This window comes from Pseudomonas migulae (assembly GCF_024169315.1).
In the GTDB taxonomy this organism is placed as follows: domain Bacteria; phylum Pseudomonadota; class Gammaproteobacteria; order Pseudomonadales; family Pseudomonadaceae; genus Aquipseudomonas; species Aquipseudomonas migulae_B.
Window position 1 is genome coordinate 5,996,288 of the sequence record NZ_JALJWR010000001.1, and the last position, 22,039, is coordinate 6,018,326.

General features: G+C 60.7%; 20 protein-coding genes and 1 other RNA gene. 7 read left to right on the top strand and 14 right to left on the bottom strand.

Annotation, left to right across the window (positions count from 1 at the left end):
- Window positions 1-52 precede the first annotated feature (52 nt).
- Window positions 53-149: signal recognition particle sRNA small type (ffs, locus tag J2Y86_RS27575), an RNA gene on the top strand.
- Window positions 150-335: 186 nt separating this feature from the next.
- On the opposite strand, the gene J2Y86_RS27580 is transcribed toward ffs, so the two are convergent.
- Window positions 336-650: a helix-turn-helix domain-containing protein gene (locus J2Y86_RS27580; RefSeq protein WP_253439009.1), complete on the bottom strand. Its 315-nt coding sequence runs from the start codon at window positions 648-650 to the stop codon at window positions 336-338.
- 416 nt (window positions 651-1,066) lie between these two features.
- On the opposite strand from J2Y86_RS27580, the gene J2Y86_RS27585 reads away from it, so the two are divergent.
- Window positions 1,067-2,767: a putative bifunctional diguanylate cyclase/phosphodiesterase gene (locus J2Y86_RS27585; protein WP_253439012.1), complete on the top strand. Its 1,701-nt coding sequence runs from the start codon at window positions 1,067-1,069 to the stop codon at window positions 2,765-2,767.
- Window positions 2,768-2,889: 122 nt separating this feature from the next.
- Here J2Y86_RS27585 and J2Y86_RS27590 read toward each other — a convergent pair whose 3' ends face one another.
- Window positions 2,890-3,627 carry a substrate-binding periplasmic protein gene (locus J2Y86_RS27590; protein WP_253439015.1) on the bottom strand — a complete coding sequence of 246 codons (738 nt, stop codon included), beginning with the start codon at window positions 3,625-3,627 and terminating at the stop codon, window positions 2,890-2,892.
- Window positions 3,628-3,769: 142 nt separating this feature from the next.
- On the opposite strand from J2Y86_RS27590, the gene dnaX reads away from it, so the two are divergent.
- The 5 genes from dnaX to J2Y86_RS27615 all read left to right on the top strand — a co-directional run bounded on the left by dnaX (window position 3,770) and on the right by J2Y86_RS27615 (window position 9,504).
- Window positions 3,770-5,845: a DNA polymerase III subunit gamma/tau gene (gene dnaX, locus J2Y86_RS27595; protein WP_253439018.1), complete on the top strand. Its 2,076-nt coding sequence runs from the start codon at window positions 3,770-3,772 to the stop codon at window positions 5,843-5,845.
- A gap of 66 nt (window positions 5,846-5,911) precedes the next feature.
- Window positions 5,912-6,250, top strand: coding sequence for a YbaB/EbfC family nucleoid-associated protein (locus tag J2Y86_RS27600; RefSeq protein WP_150770955.1), 339 nt, complete (start codon window positions 5,912-5,914; stop codon window positions 6,248-6,250).
- Window positions 6,251-6,513: 263 nt separating this feature from the next.
- On the top strand, window positions 6,514-7,548 hold the full coding sequence (locus J2Y86_RS27605) for an NADP-dependent oxidoreductase (RefSeq protein WP_253439020.1): 1,035 nt from the start codon (window positions 6,514-6,516) through the stop codon (window positions 7,546-7,548).
- A 65-nt stretch (window positions 7,549-7,613) separates the two neighbouring features.
- Window positions 7,614-8,216: a recombination mediator RecR gene (gene recR / locus J2Y86_RS27610; protein ID WP_214381918.1), complete on the top strand. Its 603-nt coding sequence runs from the start codon at window positions 7,614-7,616 to the stop codon at window positions 8,214-8,216.
- Between the two features lie 139 nt (window positions 8,217-8,355).
- Window positions 8,356-9,504 (top strand): acyl-CoA dehydrogenase family protein, encoded by a 1,149-nt coding sequence (locus J2Y86_RS27615; RefSeq protein WP_253439023.1) that lies wholly within the window; start codon window positions 8,356-8,358, stop codon window positions 9,502-9,504.
- A 137-nt stretch (window positions 9,505-9,641) separates the two neighbouring features.
- Here J2Y86_RS27615 and J2Y86_RS27620 read toward each other — a convergent pair whose 3' ends face one another.
- The 12 genes from J2Y86_RS27620 to ccoN form a co-directional block, all read right to left on the bottom strand.
- Window positions 9,642-10,190 (bottom strand): adenine phosphoribosyltransferase, encoded by a 549-nt coding sequence (locus J2Y86_RS27620; RefSeq protein ID WP_253439026.1) that lies wholly within the window; start codon window positions 10,188-10,190, stop codon window positions 9,642-9,644.
- A gap of 79 nt (window positions 10,191-10,269) precedes the next feature.
- A complete protein-coding gene (gene fnr, locus J2Y86_RS27625; protein WP_253439028.1) occupies window positions 10,270-11,004 on the bottom strand; it encodes a fumarate/nitrate reduction transcriptional regulator Fnr in 735 nt (244 codons plus the stop codon).
- Between the two features lie 111 nt (window positions 11,005-11,115).
- On the bottom strand, window positions 11,116-12,498 hold the full coding sequence (gene hemN / locus J2Y86_RS27630) for an oxygen-independent coproporphyrinogen III oxidase (protein ID WP_253440465.1): 1,383 nt from the start codon (window positions 12,496-12,498) through the stop codon (window positions 11,116-11,118).
- 194 nt (window positions 12,499-12,692) lie between these two features.
- A complete protein-coding gene (locus J2Y86_RS27635; RefSeq protein WP_253439031.1) occupies window positions 12,693-13,376 on the bottom strand; it encodes a sulfite exporter TauE/SafE family protein in 684 nt (227 codons plus the stop codon).
- A complete protein-coding gene (gene ccoS, locus J2Y86_RS27640) occupies window positions 13,369-13,587 on the bottom strand; it encodes a cbb3-type cytochrome oxidase assembly protein CcoS (RefSeq protein ID WP_253439034.1) in 219 nt (72 codons plus the stop codon). Before ccoS ends, J2Y86_RS27635 begins: the two co-directional genes overlap by 8 nt.
- A gap of 24 nt (window positions 13,588-13,611) precedes the next feature.
- Window positions 13,612-16,062 (bottom strand): heavy metal translocating P-type ATPase, encoded by a 2,451-nt coding sequence (locus J2Y86_RS27645; RefSeq protein WP_253439039.1) that lies wholly within the window; start codon window positions 16,060-16,062, stop codon window positions 13,612-13,614.
- A gap of 150 nt (window positions 16,063-16,212) precedes the next feature.
- Window positions 16,213-16,752 (bottom strand): FixH family protein, encoded by a 540-nt coding sequence (locus J2Y86_RS27650; RefSeq protein WP_214381930.1) that lies wholly within the window; start codon window positions 16,750-16,752, stop codon window positions 16,213-16,215.
- Window positions 16,753-16,763: 11 nt separating this feature from the next.
- A complete protein-coding gene (gene ccoG, locus J2Y86_RS27655; protein WP_253439042.1) occupies window positions 16,764-18,179 on the bottom strand; it encodes a cytochrome c oxidase accessory protein CcoG in 1,416 nt (471 codons plus the stop codon).
- A 279-nt stretch (window positions 18,180-18,458) separates the two neighbouring features.
- Window positions 18,459-19,442 carry a cytochrome-c oxidase, cbb3-type subunit III gene (ccoP, locus tag J2Y86_RS27660; protein ID WP_253439045.1) on the bottom strand — a complete coding sequence of 328 codons (984 nt, stop codon included), beginning with the start codon at window positions 19,440-19,442 and terminating at the stop codon, window positions 18,459-18,461.
- Window positions 19,439-19,624: a CcoQ/FixQ family Cbb3-type cytochrome c oxidase assembly chaperone gene (locus tag J2Y86_RS27665; RefSeq protein WP_003175465.1), complete on the bottom strand. Its 186-nt coding sequence runs from the start codon at window positions 19,622-19,624 to the stop codon at window positions 19,439-19,441. The genes ccoP and J2Y86_RS27665 overlap by 4 nt, the downstream gene beginning before the upstream one ends.
- A 5-nt stretch (window positions 19,625-19,629) precedes the next feature.
- Entirely contained in the window at window positions 19,630-20,238 is a 609-nt protein-coding gene (gene ccoO / locus J2Y86_RS27670) for a cytochrome-c oxidase, cbb3-type subunit II (protein WP_010456412.1), read from the bottom strand.
- Window positions 20,238-21,680, bottom strand: coding sequence for a cytochrome-c oxidase, cbb3-type subunit I (ccoN, locus tag J2Y86_RS27675; RefSeq protein WP_253439048.1), 1,443 nt, complete (start codon window positions 21,678-21,680; stop codon window positions 20,238-20,240). The genes ccoO and ccoN overlap by 1 nt, the downstream gene beginning before the upstream one ends.
- Window positions 21,681-22,039 lie beyond the last annotated feature (359 nt).

Here is a 22,039-nt window from a genome sequence, read left to right on the forward strand (position 1 = left end):
GACAGGTACAATGGCGCGGCTCGCCGTCAGGTGAGCGTCGTTATGGTGATCCCATCGGTCCCCCCGCAACGATTACCCGTGAACCTGGTCAGATCCGGAAGGAAGCAGCCACAGCGGGAACATTGTGTGCCGGGGTGTGGCTGGTGGGATTGCCTCCATAACGCCTCGCGAGCCTTCTCTCGCGTTATTCATCAAAAAATACCGTCTTGTTGCTCTGCCATGGATTTCGTCCAGGGTGGATTTTCGTCGTTTCCGTTTTTGAAAACGAGCGCAAAAAAAAGGAGGCCGACCTGTCGAACCACGACAAGTCGGCCTCCTTTTTTTCATTTCCGCCACTAAGGCTTGGACAAGGCCTGGTCAACCGCTGCAATCAGCTTTCCCAGATCCTTTGGGGTGGCTTTATGTATGACTGCGAACAGGTACGCCCGCTGTTCATCTTCGTCGCCCAAATCGGCGAAAAAGGCTTTCAGCTTCACGCCCAGCACATCGGCAAGCAGGAACAGAGCTTCCACGCTGGGGGTGTAGGTGCCGGTTTCAAAGCGACTGATGGTTTTGGGGTCAAAACCGGTTTTTTCGCCAAGTTCAGCCTGAGTAAGCCCCGCGACCTTGCGGTAACGCCGGATGGCTGAACCCAAACTTGAAATTTGCATCGCTCAATTCCCATTTAGAATCAAGAACTTAACGATAGATTTTTGCATTAGACAACCGCATGATCCATCACCTTGCTTTGCAAAATGTGATGCATTTCGTAGAATCGCCGATCCAAAGGGATATTCGGTGATCCGTTTTCGGAAGTCAGGCTGATATGGAAGAGCCAGCATTGCGCTCCCCGAACAGTGTGCGGGGTGCTGAATCGGCCCTGGAGCCTTGCAAAATGTTACCGAAATCGTTGTTGCTGCCTTTTACCAGGGTCTTTTGAGCCTAGTTGATCTTCGGCTGCCAATGGGCCATCAATCGCTGTAAATGGAGTGATCACGTGGCTCTGCGCAGTACGATTCAAAACATCTCTTCCGGGCATTGTGCGCTGGTCGAGCGGTACCACCGCTAGCGACAGTGAGCGTGACTCATGGATGAGAAATACCGCAGGGCCGTTGATGCCGCCGCGATTTTTTCCGAGACCGATCTGACCGGCCGGATTACCTACGTCAATGATCAGTTTTGCGCCGTGTCCGGCTACAGCCGCGACGAACTGCTCGGGCAGAACCATCGCCTGCTCAACTCCGGCCTGCACTCCGCCGATTTCTTCGCCGGGATGTGGCGCACCATCGCGTTGGGCAATGTCTGGAAGGGCGAGATCTGCAATCGCGCCAAGGATGGCCGTCTGTATTGGGTCGAAAGCACCCTGGTGCCGGTGCTGGATGACGCCACCGGGCGGATTCACCGTTACCTGGCGATTCGATTCGACATCAGCGAAAAACGCCAATTGCTGCACTCCTTGCAATGGCGGGTCGGCCATGACGTGCTGACCGGACTGCCCAACCGCGCGTTTCTCTCGGATCTGCTGGATCAGGCACTGGCCTTTTCCCGTGAGGAAAGTATTCCGCTGGCGGTGTGCATGCTCGACCTCGACGGCTTCAAGGCGGTCAACGACGGCTACGGGCATGCCAGTGGCGATCTTCTTTTGGTGGAGGTGGCCAAGCGTCTGCGCGACATCGTTCGCGGTGAGGACGTGGTGGCGCGGCTGGCCGGTGACGAGTTCGTGCTGGTGTTGCGTTATGTGCGGGATGTGCCGGAACTGCGCGCGGCACTGAACCGGGTGTTAGGGGCGATTTCCGCGCCGTACGAGTTGCAGGGCAAGGCGCTGAATGTCTATGCCAGCATCGGCGTCACGCTGTTTCCCCACGACAGCGAAGACGCCGAAACCTTGTTGCGTCACGCCGATCAGGCCATGTACGTGGCCAAACAGAGCGGGCGCAATCGTTTTCATTTGTTCGATGTGTTCCGGGATCGGGAGGTCAAGGCCACTCACCAGACCGTCGAGCGGGTACGTCAGGCGCTGGTCGCCGGTGAGTTGCGCCTGTATTTCCAGCCCAAGGTCAATATGCGTCACGGTGTTGTCGTCGGCTTCGAGGCGCTGTTGCGCTGGGAGCACCCGCAAAACGGCACGGTGCCGGCCCGGGAGTTTCTGCCGCTGGTGGAGGAAACGGACCTGATCATCGACATCGGTGAATGGGTGATGGATCAGGTGTTGTTGCAGTTGGACCGTTGGCAGCAAGCGGGGCAGGTTTGGCCGATCAGCGTCAACATTGCCGCCCGGCATTTTCAGCGGGCGGATTTCGTCGACCGCCTCAGGCAGGTGCTTGCCCGGCACGCCCGGGTCGCGCCGCAGATGCTCGACCTGGAAATCGTCGAGTCGGTGGCCATCGAGAACATCCAGCATGTCAGCGCCTGCCTGCAGGCCTGTCAGGCACTCGGGGTGCAGTTTTCATTGGGCGACTTTGGCACCGGGTATTCTTCGCTGAGTTATCTGAAGCGCTTGCGCACCCAGACCATCAAGATCGACAAGTCGTTTATCCGCGACATACTGCATGATCACGATGACCTGGCCCTGACCACGGCAGTCATCGGCCTGGCCCGAGCGTTTGGCCGACAGGTGATCGCCGAGGGACTGGAAAGCATCGAGCACGGCGAGCTGCTGTTGCAGCTGGGGTGCGACGTTGCCCAAGGCTATTTCATCGCCCAACCGATGCCGGCGGAGGAGGTGCCGGGCTGGGTCGAAGGGTTTGTCGTGCCGCGGCAATGGCGGGAGCTCGATCAAACAGCCTGACCTTGTTTGTCGGGTATATGAAGATCAAGTGTGGGAGCGGGCTTGCTCGCGAAGGCGTCTTAACATTCAACATCAATGTTGACTGTCAAGACGCCTTCGCGAGCAAGCCCGCTCCCACAGGTTTACGGTTTCCCGACATAAAGCCGGATAATGTCATCGATCTCCCCGGACATTTTCATCCTCAGCAGCGTACGCAGAATTCGCTGCACCGGCACTTTCGGATCGTTGCGCACATAGCAGCCGACACTCTGCTCCTGCAACACCGCCACGCCTTGCAGTTGCCCCTCAGGCAGCAAGCGTTGATTGAACCAGTCCAGCGTCCACTGATTGCTCACGGCGTAGCGATAACGTCCCGCCAGAAGCTTGTCCAGCACCTGGTCCTGGTTGCGCGCGTCTTCGCGCAGCAGGCGGCTGGCGTCGAACAGCGGTTGCAGGGTCGGGTAGCTGTAACCGGCCACCGTACCGATGGCTTGTCGCGGCAGGTTTTCCGGGTTAATCGCGATTTCCGGTTGTCGCCGGCTGATCAGCAGGTCGGGCTGAGTCCAGAGCGGAATGCTCCAGAGGTAGTCCCCGGACTGATTCGGCAGCCACGACTGCGAGGCATAGCAGCGGACATCGACCTCGCCGTGTTCCATCGCGGCTTGCACCCGCGCCCGGGGCAATACGTGAAATTCGGCCGGAACGCCGACCTGGGTGGCGAGGCTGACCATCACGTCATGCAGGATGCCCTGGGTTGGCCGGCCGCGCTCCAGTTGCACCATCGGCATCGCCCAACTGTCGGGCACCACGAAGCGCAACGGCGCTTCGGCAGCCGCGACGCTCAGACTCATCAACAGCAGTGCCCCCAAGGCCAGCCGCATAAACGCTCCGGTACTGATGAAACCCGAGCCGATAAAAGCCCCAAAGTGCATCTTAGCCAGATTAGACGAGCGCGCCGGATGCAATTTTGGCCTTGCTCCGCTAGCATTAGCCGCTTGTGTTCCTTCGTGGCGACGGTTTTCGATGAGTTATCAGGTTCTTGCACGTAAATGGCGTCCGCGCTCGTTCCGCGAAATGGTCGGCCAGACCCATGTGCTCAAGGCTCTGATCAATGCCTTGGACAGCCAGCGGCTGCACCACGCCTACCTGTTTACCGGGACGCGCGGGGTCGGCAAGACCACCATCGCGCGGATCATCGCCAAATGCCTGAACTGTGAAACAGGTATCACTTCGACGCCCTGTGGCGAGTGTTCGGTGTGCCGTGAGATCGATGAAGGCCGCTTCGTCGACCTGATCGAGATCGACGCCGCGAGCCGGACCAAGGTCGAGGACACCCGCGAACTGCTCGACAACGTGCAGTACGCGCCGAGTCGCGGGCGCTTCAAGGTCTACCTGATCGACGAAGTGCACATGCTCTCCAGCCATTCCTTCAATGCGCTGCTGAAAACCCTCGAAGAGCCGCCGCCCTACGTTAAATTCATTCTGGCGACGACTGACCCGCAGAAACTTCCTGCAACTATTCTTTCGCGGTGCCTGCAGTTCTCGTTGAAGAACATGACCCCGGAACGTGTGGTCGAGCATTTGACCCACGTGCTGGGCGTCGAGAACGTGCCGTTCGAAGACGACGCGCTGTGGCTGCTGGGCCGCGCCGCCGATGGTTCGATGCGCGACGCCATGAGCCTGACCGATCAGGCGATTGCCTTCGGTGAAGGCAAAGTCATGGCCGCCGACGTGCGGGCCATGCTCGGGACGCTGGATCACGGCCAGGTTTATGACGTTCTGCATGCGCTGATCGAAGGTGACGCCAAGGCGTTGCTCGAAGCCGTGCGTCATCTGGCCGAACAAGGCCCGGACTGGAACGGCGTGCTCTCGGAAATTCTTAACGTGCTGCACCGTGTCGCCATCGCCCAGGCCTTGCCTGAAGGCGTCGACAACGGCCACGGCGACCGTGACCGGGTTTTGGCGCTGGCCCAGGCCTTGCCGGCCGAAGACGTGCAGTTCTACTACCAGATGGGCCTGATCGGCCGCCGCGATCTGCCGCTGGCGCCGGATCCGCGTGGTGGCTTTGAAATGGTCCTGCTGCGAATGCTGGCGTTCCGCCCCGCAGACACTGAAGACGCCCCGAGGCAACCGCTAAAGCCAGTGGGGATCAGCCAGGCCACAGTTGATTCCGCAAATTCAGTGGCTGCCGCGCCGGTTGTTGCGCCGGTAGTCGCTGCGGCAGTTGCACCCGTCGCTGCGGTTGTTGCTCCAGTTCCCGCACCCGTGCCTGAGCCGGTCGCGCCCGTTGTCGTGCCTGAACCGGTTGTCGTGCCCGAGCCCGTCGCGGTTGAAGTTGTCGTCGATCTGCCGTGGAACGACCCGGTAGAGCCTGAAGTCGTCCAGCAGCCAGCCGTCGAGCCGGTGCTGGAAACCGCCAGTGAACAACCCGAATTGCCGCCGATGCCGTTGCCGACGCCTGACAGCGTTGTGCCGGACGCGCCGGAATGGGCCGCTGCGCCCATCCCGGAACCGTCCGTAGCCGACGTCGACGCCGCGACACCGGGCATCGACCCCGACGACGAGCCGCCGCTGGATGAGGATTACATCGAGCCGGACATGGATTCGTCCTACAGTTACCTTGACGAACTGGCCAGCGAACATACCGCCGAGCCAGCGCCGGAGCCCGAGCCTGAACCGGCCGCCATGCCCGCCACAGGGCTGGCCCTGCAATGGCTGGAGCTGTTCCCGAAACTGCCGATTTCCGGCATGACCGGCAGCATCGCCGCCAACTGCACGCTGATCTCCGTCGAGGGCGACCATTGGCTGATGCACCTGGACCCGGCCCACAGCGCCTTGTTCAACGCGACCCAGCAGCGTCGTCTAAACGATGCGTTGAACCAGTTTCACGGGCGCACGTTGACCCTGAGCATGGAGCTGATCAAGCCTGAGCAGGAAACCCCGGCCCAGGCCTCATTCCGGCGCCGCGCAAACCGTCAGCGCGAGGCGGAGGAGTCGATCCACGGTGATCCGTTCATCCAGCAAATGATGCAGCAGTTCGGTGCGGTGGTCCGTAACGATACTATTGAACCTGTCGAAGCCCTGGTCAGTCAGGGCTAATAACTGAAGGCGTTCGGCCGCACGGGCCGGGCGCTGTTTTTATCCAAGTACTTTGAGGTGATTCCCATGATGAAAGGTGGCATGGCCGGCCTGATGAAGCAGGCACAGCAGATGCAGGAAAAAATGGCCAAGATGCAGGAAGAACTGGCCAACGCTGAAGTCACCGGCAAGGCCGGTGGCGATATGGTCACCGTGGTGATGACCGGTCGTCACGACGTTAAAAGCGTGACTATTGACCCAAGCCTGGTCGAAGGTCTGAGCGAAGACGACAAAGAGATGCTCGAAGCGGTTGTCGCCGCCGCCGTCAACGACGCCGTGCGCAAGATCGAAGCCAACAGCCAGGACAAAATGTCCGGCATGACCGCTGGCATGCAATTGCCACCGGGCATGAAGCTGCCATTCTGATTCGCCAAAGCGCGTCGGATGAGCTACAAAAAAATGCCAGGCATTGCGCCTGGCATTTTTGTTTCTGTCTGGTGGAGATGAAGTGCCTGTGAGGCCGCTTTCGCGGGCAAGCCTCGTTCCTACAGAGAATGTGATCCCCTGTAGGAGCGAGGCTTGCCCGCGAAGAAGTCGACGCGGTCCCGGACAGAAACATCGAACGCGACACCGCCACAACGGTCTGCTCCCCTATACCGCCGAATTCATCGATCAAAGGAGACGCTCACATGCCTGAAGCATTGACCCTCAACCAACGTATCGTCCTGGCGTCCCGCCCGGTTGGCGCGCCGACGCCAGAGAATTTCCGCCTGGAAAGGGAAGCGCTGCCGGACCTGGCCGACGGTCAGGTACTGCTCAAGACCCTTTACCTGTCACTGGACCCTTACATGCGCGGGCGCATGAGCGACGCTCCGTCCTACGCGGCGCCGGTAGAAATCGACGAGGTGATGACCGGTGGCGCTGTCAGCCGGGTCGAGCGTTCGATGAATCCCAAGTTTCATGAAGGTGATCTGGTCGTGGGTGCCACCGGGTGGCAGAGCCACAGCATCAGCGACGGTCGCAACATCATTCCGGTGCCGTCCGGGTTGCCGAGCCCGTCGATGGCACTGGGCGTGCTCGGCATGCCCGGGATGACCGCCTACATGGGCCTGATGGACATCGGCCAACCGCAGTCCGGCGAAACCCTGGTCGTCGCTGCGGCGTCCGGCGCCGTGGGTTCGGTGGTCGGCCAGGTGGCGAAAATCAAGGGCCTGCGGGTGGTCGGTGTGGCGGGCGGCGCGGACAAGTGCCGTTATGTGGTCGATGAGTTGGGCTTCGATGCCTGCATCGATCACAAAAGCCCGAATTTCGCCGAGGAACTGGCGCTGGCGTGTCCCCAGGGCATCGACATCTACTACGAGAACGTCGGTGGCAAGGTATTCGACGCGGTGGTGCCGTTGCTCAATCCCAAGGCCCGTATTCCGCTCTGCGGTTTGATCGCGTCGTACAACGCACACGAAGCCCCCACCGGCCCGGATCGCCTGCCGCAATTGCAGCGCACGTTGTTGACCAAGCGTGTGCGCATCCAGGGTTTCATCGTGTTTGATGACTACGGTGATCGTCAGCCGGAGTTTGTCAGCGCCATGGCACCGTGGGTGCGCGACGGCAAGGTGAAGTTCCGGGAAGACGTGGTCGATGGTCTGGAGAATGCACCCGAGGCGTTCATCGGTCTGCTGGAAGGACGCAACTTCGGCAAACTGGTGGTGCGGGTCGCTCAGGACTGAATAATTGACGCTCATTCGAGGCGCGGGTATAAACCGCGTCTCGTTGTTTTGTCGGACGTTTCCCCATGAGCTTCAGCCCTTTGATTCGCCAACTGATCGATGCCCTGCGAATTTTGCCAGGTGTGGGTCAGAAAACTGCCCAGCGCATGGCATTGCAGCTGCTCGAACGTGATCGCAGCGGTGGCTCGCGCCTGGCGTCGGCGTTGAGCCAGGCCATGGAAGGAGTAGGCCACTGCCGATTGTGCCGCACGCTGACCGAAGATGACCTGTGCCCGCAATGCGCCGATACCCGTCGCGACGACACGTTGCTGTGTGTGGTTGAAGGACCGATGGATGTCTACGCGGTGGAGCAGACCGGTTTCCGGGGGCGCTACTTCGTGCTCAAGGGGCACCTGTCGCCACTGGACGGACTCGGACCGGAAGCCATCGGGATTCCGCAGTTGCTGGCACGGATCGAAGAGGCGGGCACGTTTACTGAAGTCATTCTTGCGACCAACCCGACGGTCGAAGGTGAAGCCACGGCGCACTACATCGCCCAGTTGCTCAGCAACAAAGGCCTGATCGCTTCGCGCATTGCCCATGGCGTGCCGTTGGGTGGCGAGCTGGAGCTGGTGGATGGCGGGACGTTGGCGCATTCGTTTGCCGGGCGTAAACCGATTGCCCTCTGAAGTTATGGGGTGTCACAACTGATGCCATCGCGGGCAAGCCCGCGATGCAGGCGCCTCGGTTCATCTGATTCACACAATCCTGTTGAAAACCAAGCAAGCGCTCGGTTAACTTCGCTGAACCCCTCAGTGGAGTTCGCCGATGCCTGCCTTTCAGGAATACTTCGACCCCAGCCACCAATTGGTCCGTGACAGCGTCAGACGTTTCGTCGAGCGCGAGATTCTTCCGGATATCGACCAGTGGGAAGAGGCCGAAAGCTTTCCCCGCGAGCTTTACCTCAAGGCCGGTGCGGCGGGAATTCTTGGGATCGGTTACCCCGAAGCCCTGGGAGGCAGCCACGAAGGTGATCTGTTCGCCAAAATCGCCGCCAGCGAAGAGTTGATGCGCTGCGGCTCCGGCGGATTGGTGGCGGGGCTCGGCTCGCTGGACATCGGATTGCCGCCGATCCTCAAATGGGCCAGGCCCGACGTTCGAGATCGTGTCGTGCCGTCCGTGCTGAGCGGTGAGAAGATCAGCGCCCTGGCCGTGACCGAGCCCAGTGGCGGCTCCGATGTGGCCAACCTGCAAACCCGTGCCGTGCGCGAGGGCGACGTCTACCGGGTCAGTGGCAGCAAAACCTTTATAACCAGTGGCGTGCGCGCGGATTACTACACCGTCGCGGTGCGCACCGGCGAACCGGGTTTCGGCGGTATCAGCCTGCTGTTGGTCGAGAAGGGCACGCCGGGTTTCACCGTAGGCCGCCAATTGAAGAAAATGGGCTGGTGGGCGTCGGACACGGCCGAATTGTTCTTCGACGATTGCCGTGTACCCGTAGGCCATCTGATCGGCGCCGAGAACATGGGCTTTGCCTGCATCATGGGCAACTTCCAGAGTGAACGCCTGGCCTTGGCGCTGATGGCCAACATGACCGCGCAACTGGCGCTGGAAGAAAGCCTGAAGTGGGCTCGTCAGCGCGAGGCGTTCGGCAAACCCATCGGCAAGTTTCAGGTGCTCAAGCATCGCCTTGCGGAAATGGCGACGGCGCTGGAAGTGTCACGGGAGTTCACTTACCGGCAGGCGGCGAAAATGGCCGCCGGGCAGAGCGTGATCAAGGAGATTTCCATGGCGAAGAATTTTGCGACGGACACGGCGGATCGGATTACGAACGATGCGGTGCAAATTCTCGGTGGCCTGGGCTATATGCGCGAGAGTCTGGTGGAGCGGCTGTACCGCGATAATCGCATCTTGTCGATCGGTGGCGGGACGCGGGAAGTGATGAACGAGATTATCAGCAAGCAGATGGGGCTTTAATCGGCGGTGAAGCGGCTGACGCCTTCGCGAGCAAGCCCGCTCCCACATTTGATCCCTGCCGGATACAAGACTGGTGTACGCCGGAGATTAAAATGTGGGAGCGGGCTTGCTCGCGAAGGCGTCAATGCAGACGCTGCTTACTGATCGCTCAACGCAAACTGCGTCAGGCAGAAAGTAGGAATCCCCATGTCTTCCAGCCGCTGCGACCCACCCAACTCCGGCAGATCAATGATCGCCGCCGCTTCATGCACCCGCGCGCCCATGCGCCGAATCAGATTCGCCGCCGCAATCAGCGTGCCGCCAGTCGCGATCAAATCATCGAACATCACCACCGAGTCGCCGTCGCAAAGACTGTCGGCGTGCACTTCCAGGAAGGCTTCGCCATACTCGGTCGCATAACCCTCGGCGAGCACGTCGGCCGGCAGTTTGCCTTGCTTGCGAAACAGCACCAGTGGCTTGTTCAGCTGATAGGCCAGCACCGAACCGATCAGGAAACCACGGGCATCCATGGCGCCGATATGGGTGAAGTCGGCTTCGACGTAACGGTGGGCAAAGCTGTCCATCACCAGGCGCAGGGCCTTGGGCGACTGGAAGAGCGGGGTGATGTCGCGAAAGATGACGCCCGGTTTCGGGAAGTCGATCACAGGGCGGATCAGGGATTTGATGTCGAAGGAGTCGAAGGCCATCGTCGAGGTGTCCTGGCAGGCTGCAAACGTCGCAGTATAACGGCGGCTGAACCGTTTCGCTCAGCCGCCATCGCCGGAATCAGCCTTCGATCGAGCCGCCGGCCAGGGCGCAGAGCTGGATCGGGTCGAGGATGTGGATTTCCTTGCCTTCGGCGGCGATCAGCTCGTTCTGCTGGAAGCGCGTAAACACCCGTGACACGGTTTCCACCGCCAGACCCAGGTAGTTGCCGATTTCGTTGCGCGACATGCTCAGGCGGAACTGATTGGCCGAGAAACCGCGAGCGCGGAAGCGTGCCGACAGGTTGACCAGGAAGGTGGCAATGCGCTCGTCGGCGGTTTTTTTCGACAGCAGCAACATCATCTGTTGATCATCGCGGATTTCGCGGCTCATCACGCGCATCAGCTGACGGCGCAATTGCGGCAGTTGCAGCGCCAGTTCGTCGAGGCGTTCGAACGGGATTTCACAGACCGAGGTGGTTTCCAGAGCCTGCGCCGAGACCGGATGTTTTTCCGTGTCCATGCCCGACAGCCCGACCAGTTCACTCGGCAAATGGAAGCCGGTGAGCTGTTCCTCACCGCCATCGCTGAGGCTGAAGGTTTTCAGGGCGCCCGAGCGTACTGCATAAACGGAATCGAAAACGTCGCCCTGGCGGAACAGGAATTCGCCCTTTTTCAACGGGCGGCCACGTTTAACGATCTCGTCCAGCGCTTCCATGTCTTCCAGATTCAGAGAAAGTGGCAGGCAGAGGGGGGCCAGGCTGCAATCCTTGCAATGGGCCTGGCTATGAGCGCGCAGCTTTACTGGCTCGGACATTTCTTAAATCCTTGTGGGAAAACACACATAAGACGTAAGGGTAACTCACGGGGAGACAATCAGGCCAGCGCTGTGCCGTTTTGTCACATCGCGGTGAATTGACGATGAAGGTCAGATCACTCGCGAGAACCGCTGGCGGTTCTGTTGATCCAGGTAGGCATCGAACACCATGCACACCGAACGCACCAGCAATCGTCCGGCGGGCAGTACGTTGATCCGGTCATTGTTCAGTTCAATCAATCCGTCCTCGGCCATACCCTGCAACTGCGGCCACAACTCGCCGAAGTAACCGCGAAAATCTATGTTGAACGCCTGCTCGATCTCGGCGAATTCAACGTTGAAGCTGCAAATCAACTGCTGAATCACTGCCCGCCGCACGCGGTCATCGGCGTTGCACAGCAGGCCGCGGTTGGTCGCCAGTTGCGTGGAGGCCAGGGCGTTCTGGTACTGGTTCAGGTCGCTGCTGTTCTGGCAGTACAGGTCGCCGATCTGGCTGATGGCCGAGACGCCCAGCCCGATCAGATCGCAATGACCGTGGGTGGTGTAGCCCTGGAAGTTGCGTTGCAGGGTTGATTCTTCCTGGGCAATCGCCAGTTCATCGTCGGGCAGGGCGAAGTGGTCCATGCCGATGTAGCGATAGCCGGCGGCGGTCAGTTGTTCGATGGTGCGCTGGAGCATCTCCAGTTTCTGCGCCGGGGTTGGCAACTCGTCGCTGTTGATTCGCCGTTGCGGCATGAAGCGCTCCGGCAAGTGCGCGTAGTTGAACACCGACAACCGGTCCGGTTGCAGGTTGATCACTTCTTCGACGGTACGGGCGAAATTGTCCGGTGTCTGTCTGGGCAGGCCATAGATCAGGTCAATGTTGATCGAACGGAATTGCAGGGTTCGTGCAGCGTCGATCACTGCCCGGGTTTCTTCCAGGCTTTGCAGGCGATTCACCGCCCGTTGCACGGCCGGGTCGAGATCCTGCAAACCGATGCTGACGCGATTGAAACCCAGCTCGCGGAGCAGGCCCATGGTCGACCAGTCGGCTTCGCGCGGGTCGATCTCGATGCCGTAGTCGCCGCTATCGTCGTCCAGCAGATTGAAGCTTTTGCGCAACTGGGCCATGAGCTGGCGCAATTCGTCATGGCTGAGAAAGGTTGGCGTGCCGCCGCCGAAGTGCAGTTGCTCGACCTTCTGCGCCGGGTCGAGGTGACAGGCGATCAGCTGGATTTCCTGCTCCAGGCGTTGCAGGTAGGGCAGGGCACGGCCGCGGTCCTTGGTGATGACTTTGTTGCAGGCGCAGTAGTAGCAAATGTTCGCGCAGAACGGCACGTGCACGTAGAGCGATAACGGACGCAAGGCCTTGCGGCTTTCCCGCAGCGCATGAAACAGGTCGAAGGTGCCGACATGACCGTCGAACTGCACGGCAGTCGGGTAGGAGGTGTAGCGCGGTCCCGCCAGGTCATAGCGGCGGATCAGATCGGTATCCCAACGAATGGCGTCGAGCATCATGCGGGCGTTCCCCCGGATAGGCTGGCAGTGTGGGCAAGTCTATGGGGTGCGGCGTTGGGGCGTCTTGATTTGCATCAAGGGTCAGGATTTGTGTTGTCGGTGCGGGCCTCTTCGCGGGCAAGCCTCGCTCCTACAGGGGATCACGAACTTCTGTAGGAGCGAGGCTTGCCCGCGAAGACCGCGCCGCCGATCTAATGCCCCATCAGCCAATGCTGATGCGGCCCCGGCAAGGTCCAGATGCCAAACAACATCACCAGCAACCCTCCCGTCATCCGCACATACCGCTTGCGCAAGAGCGCCGTGACGCGCTCGGCCGCCAGCCCGGTGGCGAGCAACACCGGCCAGGTGCCGAGGCCGAACGCGAGCATCAGCAACGCACTATCGAGCGCATTGCCCTGGCTCGCCGACCACAGCAGCGTGCTGTAAACCAGCCCGCAGGGCAGCCAGCCCCAGAGCGCGCCGAGCAACAGGGCGCGGGGAAGGCTCGACACCGGCAGCAGTTTGTTCGCGACTGGCTGGATATGCCGCCACAGACCGCGCCCGAGGCTCTCGATGCGGGTCAGTCCGCTCCACCAGCCGGCGAGATAAAGCCCCATGGCAATCAGCAGCAATCCGGCGAGGATGCGCATGAACATCGCCGCCGGGCTGTTAGCCACCGCCCAGCCCGCCAGGCCGATCAGCAGGCCGGCGGTGGCGTAGCTGAGAATTCGCCCGAGGTTGTAGGCCAGCAGCAATCGAAAGCGTCGACTGCGTTGTTCCTTGGGAATCGCCAGGGTCAACGCGCCCATCAAGCCGCCGCACATGCCCAGGCAATGACCGCCGCCGAGCAGGCCGAGGATCACCGCAGACACCAGCAGTGGCGCCAGCTCAAACATGCGGGGGCGCCTTGTCGTCCGGTTTGACCGGATGGCCACCGGCCTCATCGACCGCCGCGGTGTGATTCGGGTCCTGGTCGTCGAACAGGATGCTGTGGGCCGGGCCGTCGAGGTCATCGTACTGACCGCTGTCGACCGCCCAGAAGAAAATGTACACCGCGATGGCCACGATCAGCAGCGCGGCCGGGATCATCACGTAGAGAGCTGGCATGGGAAGGCTCCATGCCCGCGCGGCTCAGGCCGGCAGCGGGCGGGTTTCTGGCGTGGCGCTGGTGGCCGGCGTGCTCGGCAGGCGAGTCAGGCGCAGGGCGTTCAGCACCACGGTCAACGAACTGATCGACATGCCGACCGCGGCCCACACCGGCGTGATCCAGCCGAGGGCAGCGAACGGCAACATGAGGCCATTGTACAGCCCGGCCCACAGCAGGTTCTCGATGATTACCCGACGGGTGCGCCGGGCGAGGCTGAAGGCCTGCACCAACGCGTCGAGACGGTTCGACAGCAGCACGGCATCGGCACTGGTTTTCGCCAGATCGGTGGCCGAACCCATGGCGACGCTGATGTCGGCGGCCGCCAGTACCGGTACATCGTTGACCCCGTCACCGAGCATCAACACCTTGCGACCTTCTTTGTGCAGCTGTTGCAGGACCTGCAATTTGTCGTCCGGACGCAAGCCACCTCGGGCTTCGTCTATCCCCAGTTCGGCGGCGACGCTGGCGACCATCGGCGAGGTGTCACCCGACAGCAGCAATGTCCGCCAGCCGCGCGCCTTGCAGGCGTCGAGTAACGCGGGCGCATCGGTGCGTAAGCGGTCATCGAGGACGAACCACGCCAGCGGCCCCTGACTGTCGCCGAGCAACAGCCACTGACCGGCTTCATCGGGCATCAACGGTACGGCGGCGTCACTGAGTTCACAGACAAAACCCGGTTGACCGATGCGCAGGCGCTGCTCACCGACCACACCTTCAAGTCCCAGCCCTGGCGTGCTGTGGACTTCATCGGCGGCCAGTGGTGCGCGGCCGAATGCACGGGCGATCGGGTGCTCGGAACGGTTTTCGAGGGCGGCGGCCAGGCCCAGGCACTGATCGCTGTCGAGTGCGCCGAGGGGGCGGATCGAACGCAAGGTCAGGCGTCCTTCGGTCAGTGTGCCGGTCTTGTCGAAGATCACCGTGTCGATCTGGTTCAGGCCTTCCAGCACATGGCCGCGGGTCAGTAGAAGCCCGAGTTTGTGCAGCGTGCCAGTAGCGGCGGTGAGGGCGGTCGGTGTGGCGAGGGACAAGGCGCACGGGCAGGTCGCGACGAGCATCGCCAGGACAATCCAGAAGGCTCGCGATGAATCCAGTTCCCACCACAGCAGGCCAATGCAGGCGGATGCGATGAGTGTCAGCAGCAGGAACCATTGCGCGGCACGGTCGGCGATTTCCGCCAGTCGTGGCTTTTCGGCCTGGGCGCGGTCCAGCAGGCGAACGATAGCGGACAGTCGGGTGTCGTGGCCGAGGGCGAGGACTTCCACGGTCAGCGCGCCTTCGACGTTCAGGGTGCCAGCGGTGACGGCATCGCCGAGGGTTCTCGGTTGCGGCAGGTATTCGCCGGTCAACAGCGACTCGTCGATGCTCGATTGACCGTCGAGGATCTTGCCGTCGGCCGGGAGGATCGCGCCGGGATGCACCAGCACCTGATCGCCGATGCGCAGTTCGCTGAGCAGGATGCGCTCGCTCTGGCCGTCGGCACTCAGCCGCAGGCATGAGGCGGGCAGCAGATTGACGAGTTGCGCCGTGGCGGCAGCGGTGCGTTCCCGGGCGCGCCGTTCCAGATAACGCCCGGCGAGCAGGAACAGCGCAAACATGCCGACGGCATCGAAATACAGCTCGCCAACCCCGGTGATCGAAGTCCAGATCCCGGCGATGTAGGCACTGCCGATCGCCAGCGACACCGAAACGTCCATGGTCAGGTGGCGGGTGCGCAGGTCACGCATTGCACCTTTGAAGAACGGCGCACAGCTGTAGAACACGATCGGCGTGGTGAGGAACAGCGCAACCCAGCGCAGGATGGTGTGCAGCTCCGGGCTGAGGTCGATGTTGAATTCGGGCCAGGTGGCCATGGTCGCCATCATCGCCTGGAACCACAGCAGGCCAGCCACGCCGAGTTGGCGCAGGGCCAGGCGGTTTTCGCTGGCCAGTTGTTCGCTGGCGCGGTCGGCCTGATAGGGGTGAGCGGCGTAGCCGATGTGGCGTAACTCGCTGAGCACCTGGCTCAGCGGCAACTGTGCATCAGCCCAGCGCACGTGCAGGCGATGGTTGGACAGGTTGAGTCGAGCTTCCGCCACCGCGGGCAAACCGCGCAGGTGTTTTTCGATCAGCCAGCCACACGCCGCGCAACTGATGCCTTCCATCAACAGCGTGGTTTCGGCGAGCTCGCCGTCGTGGCGCACGAACGGTTTTTGCACGTCGGCGCGGTCGTACAGCGCCAATTCGTCCACCAACTGCACCGGCAACGCTTCAGGGTTGGCCGAGGCTTCGCTGCGATGCTGGTAATAGCTTTCCAGCCCGCCCGCCACAATCGCTTCGGCCACAGCCTGGCAACCCGGGCAGCAGAACTCGCGGGTTTCACCGAGGACGGCGGCGGTGAAGCGGCTACCGGTCGGGACGGGCAGGGCGCAGTGGTAGCAGGGGGTTGGCGTGGTCATTGGATTTTCACTGGTGCAGCAGAGTCTCTGTCGTCGGATAGGGCCTCTTCGCGGCCCGCTCCCACAGTGACTGGCGGTGTTGCTCGATTTTGCGATCAATGCAAAACCTTGTGGGAGCGGGCTTGCCCGCGATGCGCGAAGCGCAGGTTTTTACTTTTTCAGGTCTTCGGCGCCTTGCAGCGGTTCGTCACCCAGCAGCAGGTCCTTGTCATGGCTGACCAGTTCTTCTTCGAACATGCGCCAGATGTGGTCGTCCTGAGTGCCCAGCAGTTCGACAAAGCGACGGCCATCGACCTTGTCGCTCAACTGGCCGATGTAGCGGCCTTGTTCGGTTTCACTGCGAGCGAGGGTGATCTTGCGATCCTTCTCGGGCTGGGTCGGCGAGATCAGGTTCAGTTCCAGGGTTTTCGGCTGACTGTTACCGCTCAAGCGCAGGTCGACTTCGCCGGTCACGTCATCCAGGTGCACGCTGGCGCGCAGGAGCAGGGTCTGCGCCAGCAGTTCACGGTCGAGGGAACGGTTGATGCCTTTACCGGCCTCGTAGTAGTTGTCGTTGACCAGGTTGTCCGGGTTGTTCACCGCGATCGTCACCATGGATAAGGTCAGCGTCACCGAGCAGGCAAGGATGGCGATGATGATCCACGGCCAAAGGTGCTTGTACCAGGGACTTGCGGCATTTGCTGCGGGCATGATCACTTCTCTCAACGAATTTGTGGGCCGATGAACCGGCTCTTGGCTTCAACGTGGATACTTTCGTCATCGGCGTCCTTGAGGATGAATTTCACCTCGTTGGTGCTCGATGGCAGTTTTTCCGGGGCAATGGACAGTTCGACCGGCTGGCTGAAGATCTCGCCTGCGGCGACCTTGATCTCGCGTTTGCCTTGCAGCTTCAGGTCCGGCAGGCCGGCGGCTTCCAGCACATACGTGTGGTCGCGCTGATCCTTGTTCATGATCTTCAGGCTGTAGACGTTTTCGATTCGTCCTTCGGCGTTCTCGCGGTACAGCACGCGGTCCTTGCTGACGTCGAAACCTACCAGCGAACGCATGAAAAACGCCCCGGCCAGTAGCGCCATCATTGCCAGCAGCACCGCCGCGTAGCCGAGCAAGCGCGGGCGCAGTTTATGGGTTTTTTGCCCGGACAGGTTGTGCTCGGTGGTGTAGCTGATCAGGCCGCGCGGGTAATCCATCTTGTCCATGATGCTGTCGCAAGCATCGATGCAGGCCGCGCAACCGATGCACTCGATTTGCAGGCCGTCGCGGATGTCGATGCCAGTCGGGCAGACCTGGACGCACATGGTGCAGTCGATGCAATCGCCCAGGCCCTGAGCCTTGTAGTCGATGCCTTTCTTGCGCGGGCCACGGCTTTCACCGCGACGCGGGTCGTAGGAAACGATCAGCGTGTCCTTGTCGAACATCACGCTCTGGAAGCGCGCATACGGGCACATGTAGATGCACACCTGCTCGCGCAACCAGCCGGCGTTGCCGTAGGTGGCGAGGGTGAAGAAGCCGACCCAGAAATACGACCAGCCATCGGCCTCGCCGGTGAAGAAATCGATGGTCAGTTCGCGGATGGGTGAGAAGTAACCGACGAAGGTCATGCCGGTGACGAAGCCGATCAACAGCCACATCGCATGCTTGCTGAATTTGCGCAGGAATTTGTTGGCGCTCATCGGCGCCTTGTCGAGCTTGATGCGCTGGTTGCGGTCGCCTTCGGTGACCTTTTCGCACCACATGAAAATCCACGTCCACACACTCTGCGGGCAGGTATAGCCGCACCAGACGCGACCGGCGTACACGGTAATGAAAAACAGGCCGAAGGCGCTGACGATCAGAATGCCCGAGAGCAGGATGAAGTCCTGGGGCCAGAAGGTGGCGCCAAAAATAAAGAATTTGCGCTCCGGCAGGTTCCACCAGACGGCCTGGTGACCGCCCCAGTTCAGCCACACCGTGCCGAAATACAACAGAAACAAAAAGGCCCCGCCCATCATCCGCAGGTTGCGGAACAGGCCGGTGAAGGCACGGGTGTAGATCTTTTCTCGAGAGGCGTAGAGGTCGACGCTGTTGTTCGCGTTTTTGGCAGGCGGGGTAACGTCGTGTACCGGAATCTGGTTGCTCATCGGTTGCATCCCACGGCAGTGGAAAAATGCCTCGGTCAGTACATGCCGACCGCGGTCAAAAAGAGGTGTTGCAGTGGCGCAATGATACGCCTGTAGCTCTAACTCAAGGGTGCGACCTTTGGTCACGTTGGTGGAAATCAATCAACGGTGTAATGACTTGAATCAATTGACTTGTGAATTATGGACGGTTTTGCAGGGGGAGAGGTCAATCACGGCAAACAAAACGGCCCCGCCAATTCACATTGGCGGGGCCGTTTTTTGTTGCTTCAAGCGTTTGCCTTACTGGGCGTCTTCCGCCGGAGCTTTCTCACCGTGAGACAAGCTGTAGACGTAAGCGGCCAGCAGGTGAACCTTGTCGTTGCCTTGCAGCTGTTCTTGCGCAGGCATCTGGCCCTGACGGCCGTAACGGATGGTCTGCTGCAGTTGAGCGAAGCTCGAACCGTAGATGAACGCGGCCGGGTGGGTCAGGTCAGGTGCGCCCATCGCTGGCGTACCTTTGCCGGCCGGACCGTGGCACGCCACGCAGTTGGCCGCGAACAGTTTCTGACCGGCAGCCGGGTCGGCCTTGGTGCCTTCCGGCAGCTTGCGGCCATCGAGGTTGGTCAGGACGAACGCAGCAACGTCCGCCACGCCTTGCTCGCCGATCACTTCAGCCCACGCCGGCATGACCGCATGACGGCCACCCATGATGGTGGTCTTGATGGTTTCCGCTTCACCGCCCCAGCGCCAGTCGGCGTCGGTCAGGTTAGGGAAGCCGTAAGCGCCCTTGGCGTCGGAACCGTGGCAAACCGAGCAGTTGGAGGCGAACAGGCGGCCACCCATCTTCAGCGCTTGCGGGTCCTTGGCGACTTCTTCGATCGGCATGGAAGCGAACTTGGCGAAGATCGGGCCGAACTTGGCGTCCGACTTGGCCATTTCCTTTTCCCATTCGTGAACGCCGGTCCAGCCGGTCTGGCCGTTGGCGAACGCGGTCTGCTTCTCGTTATCCAGATAGTTGTAACCCGGCAGCAGGCCTTTCCAGTTGCCCAGGCCCGGGTACAGCACCAGGTAGCCCAGGGCGAAAATGATGGTGCCCACGAACAGCATGAACCACCATTTCGGCAGCGGGTTGTCGTACTCCTCGATCCCGTCGAAGGAGTGGCCAACCGTCTCTTCGGTGGCTTCGCTGCGCTGGCCCTTGCGGGTGGACAGCAGCAGCCAGGTCAGGGCGAAGATGGTGCCGAGACTGAGGACTGTGACGTACAGACTCCAGAACGTAGTCATTCTTTGTTACTCCTAGAAGCTTGCTCGACGTGCTTGATGGCTTCGGGATCATCCGCGAAAGGCAGCAAGGTCGCGTCTTCAAACTCCGACTTGCGCTTGGGGCTGAATACCCACAACGCCAGACCGATGAAGGCCACCATCACGACAACGGTGCCCAGGCCACGAATCATCCCGATATCCATCTAAATCACCGTTTGCTTTTGATGATGGTGCCCAGGCCTTGCAGATAGGCCACCAGCGCGTCCATTTCGGTTTTGCCCTTCACAGCATCCTTGGCGCCGGCGATGTCTTCGTCGGTGTAAGGGACGCCGAGCGTACGCAAGACTTCCATTTTCTTGGCGGTGTCTTTGCCGTCGAGCTTGTTTTCCACGAGGAACGGGTAGGCCGGCATTTTCGACTCGGGCACGACGTTGCGCGGGTTGTACAAATGCGCACGCTGCCAGTCATCGGAGTAACGACCGCCGACACGGGCCAGGTCCGGACCGGTACGCTTGGAACCCCACAGGAACGGGTGGTCCCAGACGCTTTCACCGGCGACCGAGTAGTGGCCGTAACGTTCGGTTTCAGCACGGAACGGGCGGATCATCTGCGAGTGGCAGCCGACACAACCGTTGGCGATGTAAATGTCGCGGCCTTCCAGTTCAAGGGCGGTACGGGGCTTCATGCCTTCGACCGGCTTGTTGGTAACGTCCTGGAAAAACAGCGGAACGATCTGGGTCAGGCCGCCGACGCTGACGGCGATAACCATGAAGAAGGCCAGCAGGCCAATGTTCTTCTCGACTGCTTCATGCTTCATCAGTGAGCTCCAACTACGGCAATCTGTTCAGCAGCTTCGGCTTCTGCCGGGTTCGAGGCACGTACGGTACGCCATACGTTGTAGGCCATGAACAGCATGCCGCTGGCAAAGAACGCACCGCCCAGGGCGCGAACGATGAAACCAGGGTGGCTGGCTTGCAGTGCTTCGACGAACGAGTAGGTGAGGGTGCCGTCGTCGTTGATTGCACGCCACATCAGACCCTGGGTGATGCCGTTGACCCACATCGAAGCGATGTACAGAACGGTACCGATGGTCGCGAGCCAGAAGTGCGTGTTGATCAGGCCGATGCTGTGCATCTGCGCGCGACCGAACAGTTTCGGGATCATGTGGTAGATCGCGCCGATCGAGATCATCGCTACCCAGCCCAAGGCACCGGCGTGTACGTGGCCGATGGTCCAGTCGGTGTAGTGCGAGAGCGAGTTGACGGTCTTGATGGCCATCATCGGGCCTTCGAAGGTCGACATGCCGTAGAACGCCAGCGATACCACGAGGAAGCGCAGGATCGGGTCGGTGCGCAACTTATGCCAGGCGCCCGACAGAGTCATCATGCCGTTGATCATGCCGCCCCAGCTCGGAGCCAGCAGGATGATCGACATCGCCATGCCCAGGGACTGAGCCCAGTCCGGCAGTGCGGTGTAGTGCAGGTGGTGCGGACCGGCCCAGATGTACAGGGTGATCAGCGCCCAGAAGTGCACGATCGACAGGCGATAGGAGTAGATCGGACGCTCGGCCTGCTTCGGAACGAAGTAATACATCATCCCCAGGAAGCCGGTAGTCAGGAAGAAACCGACCGCGTTGTGGCCGTACCACCACTGGATCATTGCGTCCGTCGCGCCCGAGTAGGCGGAGTAGGACTTGAACAGGCTGACCGGCAGCGACATGTGGTTGACGATGTGCAGCATCGCGGTCACGACGATGAACGCGCCGTAGAACCAGTTACCCACATAGATGTGCTTGGTCTTGCGCTTGACGATGGTGCCGAAGAACACCAGACCGTAGGTGACCCAGACAATGGCCAGCAGAATAGCCAGGGGCCATTCCAGTTCCGCGTATTCCTTGGTGGTGGTGTAACCCAGCGGCAAGGTAACGATCGCGCCGATGATCACCGCTTGCCAACCCCAGAAGTGGAAGGCCGCGAGGCTGTCGGAAATCAGTCGCGTTTGGCAGGTTCGCTGCACGACGTAATAAGAAGTGGCAAACAGTGCACAACCACCGAAGGCAAAAATCACCAGGTTTGTGTGCAACGGGCGCAGGCGTCCAAAGCTCGTCCATTCCAGACCGAAGTTCAACTCCGGCCAGACCAGTTGCGAGGCGATGAAGACACCGAGCCCCATGCCAAGGATCCCCCAGACCACCGTCATGATGGCGAACTGGCGGACTACCTTATAGTTATAAGCAGTCGGACTGATTGCTGTGCTCATTCTAAGGTTCCACGGTTTGGGTGTTTTATTAGGAGTAAAAATCGGCCGCAAGTATGGAGAAAGCAGGGGGTCATTGCAACGCGCCATGACCTGGGTCAATGCTTTCAAAAGCTGATTCTGCGGCCTTTCCATGCGCCGCGTAAGGACAAAATCGCCCTCGGACAAAATGTCGCAGCGAACGAAAATGGTGAGGGGGTCAGGTCAGTTGTAACGGGGTGTGTTCAAACGCAACGATCGAGTGACCGATGGCAATTGGCACGACAGCCGGTATCTACCAGCCTTTGCGGCCTGTCATCGAGCAGATTCGTACGAACACATCGGGTTGGGTCGACCTGGAACCGGCTCATGCCAGTCCGCAT

Coding starts and splice junctions, on each gene's coding strand:
- J2Y86_RS27580 (WP_253439009.1), bottom strand. CDS start 650: ATGCAAATTTCAAGTTTGGGTTCAGCCATCCGGCGTTACCGCAAGGTC.
- J2Y86_RS27585 (WP_253439012.1), top strand. CDS start 1,067: ATGGATGAGAAATACCGCAGGGCCGTTGATGCCGCCGCGATTTTTTCC.
- J2Y86_RS27590 (WP_253439015.1), bottom strand. CDS start 3,627: ATGCGGCTGGCCTTGGGGGCACTGCTGTTGATGAGTCTGAGCGTCGCG.
- dnaX (WP_253439018.1), top strand. CDS start 3,770: ATGAGTTATCAGGTTCTTGCACGTAAATGGCGTCCGCGCTCGTTCCGC.
- J2Y86_RS27600 (WP_150770955.1), top strand. CDS start 5,912: ATGATGAAAGGTGGCATGGCCGGCCTGATGAAGCAGGCACAGCAGATG.
- J2Y86_RS27605 (WP_253439020.1), top strand. CDS start 6,514: ATGCCTGAAGCATTGACCCTCAACCAACGTATCGTCCTGGCGTCCCGC.
- recR (WP_214381918.1), top strand. CDS start 7,614: ATGAGCTTCAGCCCTTTGATTCGCCAACTGATCGATGCCCTGCGAATT.
- J2Y86_RS27615 (WP_253439023.1), top strand. CDS start 8,356: ATGCCTGCCTTTCAGGAATACTTCGACCCCAGCCACCAATTGGTCCGT.
- J2Y86_RS27620 (WP_253439026.1), bottom strand. CDS start 10,190: ATGGCCTTCGACTCCTTCGACATCAAATCCCTGATCCGCCCTGTGATC.
- fnr (WP_253439028.1), bottom strand. CDS start 11,004: ATGTCCGAGCCAGTAAAGCTGCGCGCTCATAGCCAGGCCCATTGCAAG.
- hemN (WP_253440465.1), bottom strand. CDS start 12,498: ATGCTCGACGCCATTCGTTGGGATACCGATCTGATCCGCCGCTATGAC.
- J2Y86_RS27635 (WP_253439031.1), bottom strand. CDS start 13,376: ATGTTTGAGCTGGCGCCACTGCTGGTGTCTGCGGTGATCCTCGGCCTG.
- ccoS (WP_253439034.1), bottom strand. CDS start 13,587: ATGCCAGCTCTCTACGTGATGATCCCGGCCGCGCTGCTGATCGTGGCC.
- J2Y86_RS27645 (WP_253439039.1), bottom strand. CDS start 16,062: ATGACCACGCCAACCCCCTGCTACCACTGCGCCCTGCCCGTCCCGACC.
- J2Y86_RS27650 (WP_214381930.1), bottom strand. CDS start 16,752: ATGCCCGCAGCAAATGCCGCAAGTCCCTGGTACAAGCACCTTTGGCCG.
- ccoG (WP_253439042.1), bottom strand. CDS start 18,179: ATGAGCAACCAGATTCCGGTACACGACGTTACCCCGCCTGCCAAAAAC.
- ccoP (WP_253439045.1), bottom strand. CDS start 19,442: ATGACTACGTTCTGGAGTCTGTACGTCACAGTCCTCAGTCTCGGCACC.
- J2Y86_RS27665 (WP_003175465.1), bottom strand. CDS start 19,624: ATGGATATCGGGATGATTCGTGGCCTGGGCACCGTTGTCGTGATGGTG.
- ccoO (WP_010456412.1), bottom strand. CDS start 20,238: ATGAAGCATGAAGCAGTCGAGAAGAACATTGGCCTGCTGGCCTTCTTC.
- ccoN (WP_253439048.1), bottom strand. CDS start 21,680: ATGAGCACAGCAATCAGTCCGACTGCTTATAACTATAAGGTAGTCCGC.